This is a genomic window from Methylomonas koyamae (assembly GCF_001644025.1).
Taxonomy (GTDB): Bacteria; Pseudomonadota; Gammaproteobacteria; order Methylococcales; family Methylomonadaceae; genus Methylomonas; species Methylomonas koyamae_A.
Genome location: NZ_LUUK01000085.1, coordinates 1 through 6,600 on the forward strand (window position 1 = coordinate 1; position 6,600 = coordinate 6,600).

5 protein-coding genes and 1 pseudogene are annotated in these 6,600 nt (G+C 60.2%); all 6 read right to left on the reverse strand.

Annotated elements, in window-relative coordinates; genetic code table 11:
* Positions 1-387 precede the first annotated feature (387 nt).
* Complete coding sequence (locus A1355_RS26055) at positions 388-1,287, reverse strand: VPLPA-CTERM sorting domain-containing protein (RefSeq protein WP_064026671.1); 900 nt, start codon at positions 1,285-1,287, stop codon at positions 388-390.
* On the reverse strand, positions 1,284-2,201 hold the full coding sequence (locus A1355_RS07685) for a DNRLRE domain-containing protein (RefSeq protein WP_064026673.1): 918 nt from the start codon (positions 2,199-2,201) through the stop codon (positions 1,284-1,286). The genes A1355_RS26055 and A1355_RS07685 overlap by 4 nt, the downstream gene beginning before the upstream one ends.
* Complete coding sequence (locus A1355_RS07690) at positions 2,198-3,085, reverse strand: DNRLRE domain-containing protein (protein ID WP_064026677.1); 888 nt, start codon at positions 3,083-3,085, stop codon at positions 2,198-2,200. The genes A1355_RS07685 and A1355_RS07690 overlap by 4 nt, the downstream gene beginning before the upstream one ends.
* A gap of 280 nt (positions 3,086-3,365) precedes the next feature.
* Positions 3,366-4,160, reverse strand: a complete 795-nt coding sequence (locus tag A1355_RS07695) for a hypothetical protein (RefSeq protein ID WP_064026680.1) — start codon at positions 4,158-4,160, stop codon at positions 3,366-3,368.
* A gap of 404 nt (positions 4,161-4,564) precedes the next feature.
* A complete protein-coding gene (locus tag A1355_RS07700; protein ID WP_157197791.1) occupies positions 4,565-5,335 on the reverse strand; it encodes a hypothetical protein in 771 nt (256 codons plus the stop codon).
* Between the two features lie 44 nt (positions 5,336-5,379).
* A pseudogene (locus tag A1355_RS07705) lies at positions 5,380-6,600 on the reverse strand (cytochrome C peroxidase); the annotation flags it as partial.

Sequence of the window (6,600 nt, forward strand, 5' to 3'; positions counted from 1 at the left end):
TTATCGACCACGATCGGATTGGCGCCGTCCAGCAGGCCGGGCACCGGTGGCGTCGGCACCCCGCGCAGCGAGACCGGCAGCGGGCCGTCCGCCGTTGCCATCCTTGCGGTCGCGGCCAACAAACCGGCCAAAATAAACGGGTACCATTGATGCTGTTTACGCATTGCCAATTCCAAATTTAATTTATTAAAGGGAATCTCTGAACATTGAAAAAAACCTTTTTCCCTTAGACCCACCGAGCATAAAGGCGAGGGAATTTTTAGCCCGGTGGGGTACGCAATGACCGCTCAGCCTGAGCAGTTTCGTAGGATGTGCCGGCACCGGGGGAATCGCATCGCTCGCGAACGATGCGCCTTGCCTGCGCTCGGCGGCATCCTACAACCACCTTCAAACCGTCGGACGCCCGTTTCGGCGGCCAAAACCGACCAAGCCCGCCACCGCGCCGCCGAATAACCAAACGGCCGCCGGTAGCGGAACGGGCGCGACGCCGGCGCCTATGACGGTATAGCCGGTTGAGGCGGTTGGGGTTGTCCAGCCGATCGCATTGGCTACCGTGTTGCCGCCGATAAGGTCATAGGCATACGTGCTGAACGCCAACACATTTTCGGCATAGAGGCCGGTAACGCTGAAAACGACTTGATCCGACAGATTACCGACCCGGTTGGCGACGCCAAGATCGATGAACATCAGCGCGCCCGTGGTAGCGGGATCTTGGCCGTTATAGAGCGGCTGATATACCGACGCGGGCCTACTGGTCATCGGACCATAGATAAAGTCCGATCCATAAAAGGTTTCATTCACGACATTGGTTTGCCAGTTGCCGGCCGATACCGTCGGTCTCGTGGTTTGGTTTGGCGCGACCACGTAACCGTTGGACTGAATGGTCAGCGCAAAATCGCTGGAAATCGGACCCGTTAGCGCCACGGCCAGAATCATGTCGTCATTACCGCCCTTGCCACCGTTGGTGGTAACCCAAAAATTACCGTCGTAGATGCCCGAAGTGGCGGTGCCCGCGAGCTGTCCCGCTTGGCCCGAAGTGGCGGACGAGTTGATCTTGAGTTGATTCAAACCGCCGCCGCCCAAGGTAAAGTTGTAGGTAAAATCCCGGTAACCGGGGTTGCTGTTTAAAAGGGCGTTGCCGCTGCTATCGACGCTGGAGCTGTAGAATCTGCCCGCGTCATTGGCAACGGTAAACGTGCCGGTACCCCCTGTTAATATCGCCGCCCAAGCGCCTTGGCCCCACACCAGCATTGCCGCCGTCAGCGTTAAAACTGTCTGCTTTTTCATGGTTTCTTTCCTGTTTGAGTTGAACGATTAAAAATAAAAGCCGATGGTTTGCCGGCCCCATCGGCCTTACGCCGAGTCAGGCTCAACAAACCAGTTATGCAGGTACCGAACAACCAGGCGGCGGCGGGTACCGGAACCGGCGCCGGTTGATAACTGACCTGCAATTGCGGACGCTGCGCCGGATCGGTCCATTCGCTGGTATAAAAGGCGCGATGAGTTTGCTTGAGATCTTCGTCCTGGTTGATCAATATCCAGCCGAAATTGCTCGAAGGGTCGTCCAACCAGGCTTGTACGTCCTGGACTAAGGTCGGTGTAGTCGTCCAGGTTTGCGCGGAACCAAACTCGCTGCCGACCGCCAGCGTGGCGCTGGCTCGATTGACGTAATCGCCGCCGGGCGTGGTCCACGGCGTTTGCCGGTAGGCGGCGTCGTTCCAGGTGGCGTCGCCGGGATTGGCCGGAAAGCCCTGGCCGGTGCCGCCGATTTGCGTGGCGTTGCCGCCGGTAATCCCTTCGCCCCAGTCGCGGGTCAGGCGAAACAAATCCATGGGTCGCGGCGTTTGGTCGCCAAGTCCGGCCGCGCCGCCCGAACCGGCGACGATGCCGATGTACAGCGTCAATTGCACGCCGGTAATCACCGAGCCCGCCGGTATTTGCGACGCGATATCGAAGGCAATCAACCCGCGATGCGGCGCGAATTGGCCGTTACCGCCGGCAAACATGCCGGGTCCAGCGCCATTGCTGTGATTGAACAAATCCTGGCCGGACGAATTGGGCAGGCCTTGATTGATGCTGGTACCAAAAATCGTCGCATCCTTGCTGGGCGTCAGGGTAACGACCGCCGCCGATACCGCCGCCGAATCGGCTAGCAGCAGGCACACCGCCACTGTTCGGGAAAACTGTGTCAGCAGCTTCATGACTTCATCTCCGAGTTATTAACTCGGCCTTTAAATACCGTTCGCCCTGAGCTAGTCGAAGGGCGCAGGGTGCCGACCAAGCCCAACAAGCCGACGCCGAACAGCCAGACTGCCGCCGGCAGCGGCACGGCCGCCAGCTCGTAGCTGATTTTTAGTTGCGGGCGCAACGCGGTGTCGTCCCAGGCTTGCGAGTAAAACACCCGGTAGGTGTCCGGACTCCATTCGTCGGCATTCAGCAATACCCAACCGTTATTGGTGGACGGCGCGTTCAGCATGGCCTGCACATCGGCGACCAGCTCCGGCGTGGAAGCCCAGGTATAGGCCGCGCCGATAGCCTGGCCGACCAAGGTGCTGGCGCTGGTCAATGGCTGGAAATCGCCGCCCGGCGTGGCCCAAGGCTGGTTTTGTAAATAGCGGCGGTCCAGCCAGGTCGGGCTGGGAGGAATCGCCGGAAACCCTTGGTCGGTGCCCTCGATTTGGGTAACGCCCAAAGCGGTGGGACCGTGAGCCCAATTGCCGGTCAACCGATGCAGTTCGATAGTGCGCGGCGTGGCATCTTCACTCCCGCCGGCACCGGCCACATCGGCCAGATACAAGGTCAACTCCACACCGGTGATGACCGCCGTCGCCGGCAGATTGGCGGCGATATTGAAATCGATCAAACCGCGCCGCGGCGAGCCGTCGGCATCGCCGCCGATAAACACGGCCGGGCCCTTGCCGATACTGTGGGTCGGCTGATTTTCGAAAATCGTCGAGACCTTGCCCGCCCCCAGCGTGATGGTGGCGGCCCCGACACCGGCCACCGGCAAGCCGGCCAGCGCGAAACCCAAAACCGCGAACGCCAAACCGGGCGGCGCCCGCCTTCGGGTTGAATGACATTGCATGTTGCCTCCTCTATTCACGTAATTGCCTAAAAATGCCCAAGGTGTAGGGCGGGCAATGTTGCCCACCATTAACCATCAAACCCACCAGCGCACGAGCAGCATGCGTCTAACCTACCGGGCTTAACCGTTCGCCCTTCGACAAACTCAGGGCGAACGGCTTAACCTCAAACTGTCCCGGTTTAAGTCCGCGTTCCTCCGATTGGCGCAGCGTAATCGGAGGAACGAAGGTCTGACATGCGTGCGATTACGCTGCGCTTTTATGCTCTTGGGTAAATCGCACCTATGCTTCGACATTCCCGTTACGGCGGCCAACGCCCACCAAACCTACCAAGACACTACCGAACAGCCACACCGCGCCCGGCAGCGGTACCGGCGCGGCGAAGAAGGCGACGCTGTAAGCGCCGTGGCCGCCGCCGGCGTTGCCGCCGAGGATCAACGTATAGTTGCCGGCCGCCAGATGGTTGAACACCAGACTGATCGAGGTGAGGCCGGTAGCGGCGCCCGCGCCGTTCAAATACGTCAGGCCCACGCTACCGAGCGGATTGCTGAGGTTGTTGTAATAGGCTTGAACTTGATTGGCGGTGGTCCCGGTGTCCCAACCTTGAAACAATGAGAAGCCAGGTTTAACGACCGTGGTGGGGTCCAACGGCGTATCGGAATCGGCGGCTACGGTGATGGTCAGATCGGTTGTGGTATCCAATGTAATCAGGCCTATATCCGAACCGTGGCCCATGCCTTGATGCGGATAAGTCGCCGCCGGGTTACGCTGCCAGCCCATCGGCCCGACCGCCAATTCGTATAACGGATCGGCGCCGGCCGCGACGCCGTTTGCACTGGAAACCGTTTCGCTGGTGCCGGCCGCCAAGTCCGCGTACCAAACCGCATTCAGTTTACCGCTGTATGCCGGCGCGCCGCCGCCTGTCCAGGTGCCGGGCACGAATCCGGACGCACCGGGGAAATCGCCGCTGTCCCAACCGTTGGTGTTATAGGCGATGCCGGCTTGCGCGGCGCCGTTACCGAAAGTTAGTGCCACCGCCATTAGGGCCGCGCCGTGTTGCAATGATAAAAATTTCATAAATCACTCAAGTCCGATGAATTAACGATAAGTAGCGTTCAGCAATCAAAGTCGGCATCGATCGAACTCGCCTGTTCGATCAATGCCAGCCTGTCCATGGCCGAGCGCATCATCGCTCCCCCTCCTCGGCATTGCCCTCCGGACCATGCCACGCGGAACGTCCTAGCCCGCGCTGTTCATACGTTGTTCGCGTCGTGGCGACGGACACCCCCGAGTATGAACGCACCCTCACCCGTGAAACCCACCCAGAGATTTCACGCGCTTACACCGGCTTGCCGCCGCATGAGGCCGATTCGCGCGGCGGGACTAGCCAAACCCGACAATCCGCCGGTTAAAGGCGCGCGTCCTTGCGCTGGGTTAACCACCGGTTTTTCGGTGTCCGGGCCGTCATCGCGGATATGGCGTTAAGCTTTGCGGGCGCCCTCGGCGCGTTGCCTCCGGCCGGCAAGCCCGAGACTCGCCGATGCGCCGCTTAAGAACGGCCAGACAGCGCCGGGCAGCGGTACCGGCGATGCGTCCGCCGATTCCAGATGGGAACTAATGCCGGCTTGGGCGTAGAGCTGTCGAGTAGCGCCGGCTGCTAAGCCAAAATGAAACGTGGCGGTATCCGCCGCCGATTGCTGATCGTCCGGATCGCCGCTAAACGCCTCGGCCGAGACATAGTCGAAGCCGGAATTCGAGCCGCCCTCGTCCCAGTAATCGAACAAAATGTTGGTGCTGGCGAATTCGCCGTGAGCGGCCGCTTGCAGTGCGTACTGAAAATCAACGGCCACGTTGTAGCTATACGGACCGTTGTTGTTCAATTCCAGGCCGAATAATCCCGTCAACAAGCTGTCGACGCTGCCTGAGTTAACGTTGCCGCCGACGGAATACAAACCGGTGAACTTGCCGCTAACCGTAGCGGCGGCCGGATTGGGACTGTAAGACTGGTACTGGCCGTCGCCGCCGACGACTGCGTAAAAGTTTTGGTCGTCGCTAGCTTGCTGATAGGTTCCGAGGATGGACAAGCCCGTCCTGTCGCCGGCCGTGGGATTGGTGCTGTCTAAAATGCCGATCGAGTAGCTCAGCGTGACGATGCTGTCGTAGCTGGCGGATGCGTGGGCAGAATTTAGCCGGCACAGGCTTAGCGCCAATGCGAGGCCTAGGTTTAGCGGTCTAAAAAACGCTGTTTTCATAGTGGTTTCCGAATGTTGGGAGTCGATACGCGCGCGGGCCAGCCTTAGGGCAGCGGCGCTAAAAACGGGGTAATCGGCACGGCCGCGCCGTCGGCGCCGACCGCCGGCAAGGTCAGCGTTTCGTCCTTGGCCAAATCGGCACCCAGCGGATTGCCGGCTTCAACTTGCACATCGTTGCCGACGTGGCCGTGGCCCATGGTTAATTGCGGATGGTCGAACGGGGCTTTTTGGTAGCGCACCCGTTCGTCGGTCAGCGCTTTCAGGAAATTGCTCAGGTCGTCGGTGTTTTGCGGGTTGATCAAATTCGCCGCGATCGGGCCGATCACGCCGTGCAATTCCGGACTGGCGAAATTGCCGTGCCTGGCGTAGAACTCGATGACTTGCACCAGCGTCGCCATGCCACCGTTGTGCATGTAAGGCCCGGTCAATTCGACGTTGCGCAGGGTCGGCACCTTGAACGCGGCGTTGGTCGCGACCGCCATTTTGCTACCGTTCCGGTTAGCCTGAGCAGCCGCGACAGTCGGAATATAGGCCGTGACCGGATTGGCGTTGCGGCAGTTTTGGTTGCGCGCCACCCCTTCCCGGCTGCCGTCGGCCTGGATGCCGTCGCCGGGCAGAAAAATATTACTGAGCGGTGCGTTCAAGTTGACCGCCAGCGGAATCAGAAAGTCGCAGCTACGCACGTTGTCGATCGGCAAATCGAAGACCCCGGCGTTATTACCGGCCAGATATTCCACGTATTGGGCCGCGAACGATAACGGCTGGCCGAAGGGATCGACGCTGGCCACGCCGGGATCGGTATCCGGCTTAGTCACGCCGACATTGGTGTAGCCCAAATCCATCAGGCGCGGCAGGTTCTGGCCGGTATTATCGCGAGTGACCGGATTGACATAGCGGGAGATGCCGGCGCCGGCGGCAATATTATTCGGGCCAAAGGCATTGGGGCCGTAGGCGATGGGGGTCGCGGGCGGGCCGAAGGTCGCGCCCGGCGTCGGCGCAACCAATGCGGCGTTCGTCGCCACTGCCGCCAAACTAAGCGTTGGTCCGGCGTGGCACAACGAGCAGTTATTGTTAACGAAAAGACTAACGCCGCGTTTCAGCGACGCGACCAGCGCCGGATCGGATACATTGGACCAAGTCGGAATCATGGCCGCATCCAGCGGGCTTAAATCCAGCGGCGATTGGTCGGATACCAAGGTCGATTCGTACAATTGAATCGCCAGACCGAAAAACATCGCGAAGTTAGCTTCCATCTGGTTGTAGGC

Excerpts from the sequence above, each read along its gene's own strand:
- A1355_RS26055 (WP_064026671.1), bottom strand. The coding sequence starts at position 1,287 with ATGAAAAAGCAGACAGTTTTAACGCTGACGGCGGCAATGCTGGTGTGG.
- A1355_RS07685 (WP_064026673.1), bottom strand. The coding sequence starts at position 2,201 with ATGAAGCTGCTGACACAGTTTTCCCGAACAGTGGCGGTGTGCCTGCTG.
- A1355_RS07690 (WP_064026677.1), bottom strand. The coding sequence starts at position 3,085 with ATGCAATGTCATTCAACCCGAAGGCGGGCGCCGCCCGGTTTGGCGTTC.
- A1355_RS07695 (WP_064026680.1), bottom strand. The coding sequence starts at position 4,160 with ATGAAATTTTTATCATTGCAACACGGCGCGGCCCTAATGGCGGTGGCA.
- A1355_RS07700 (WP_157197791.1), bottom strand. The coding sequence starts at position 5,335 with ATGAAAACAGCGTTTTTTAGACCGCTAAACCTAGGCCTCGCATTGGCG.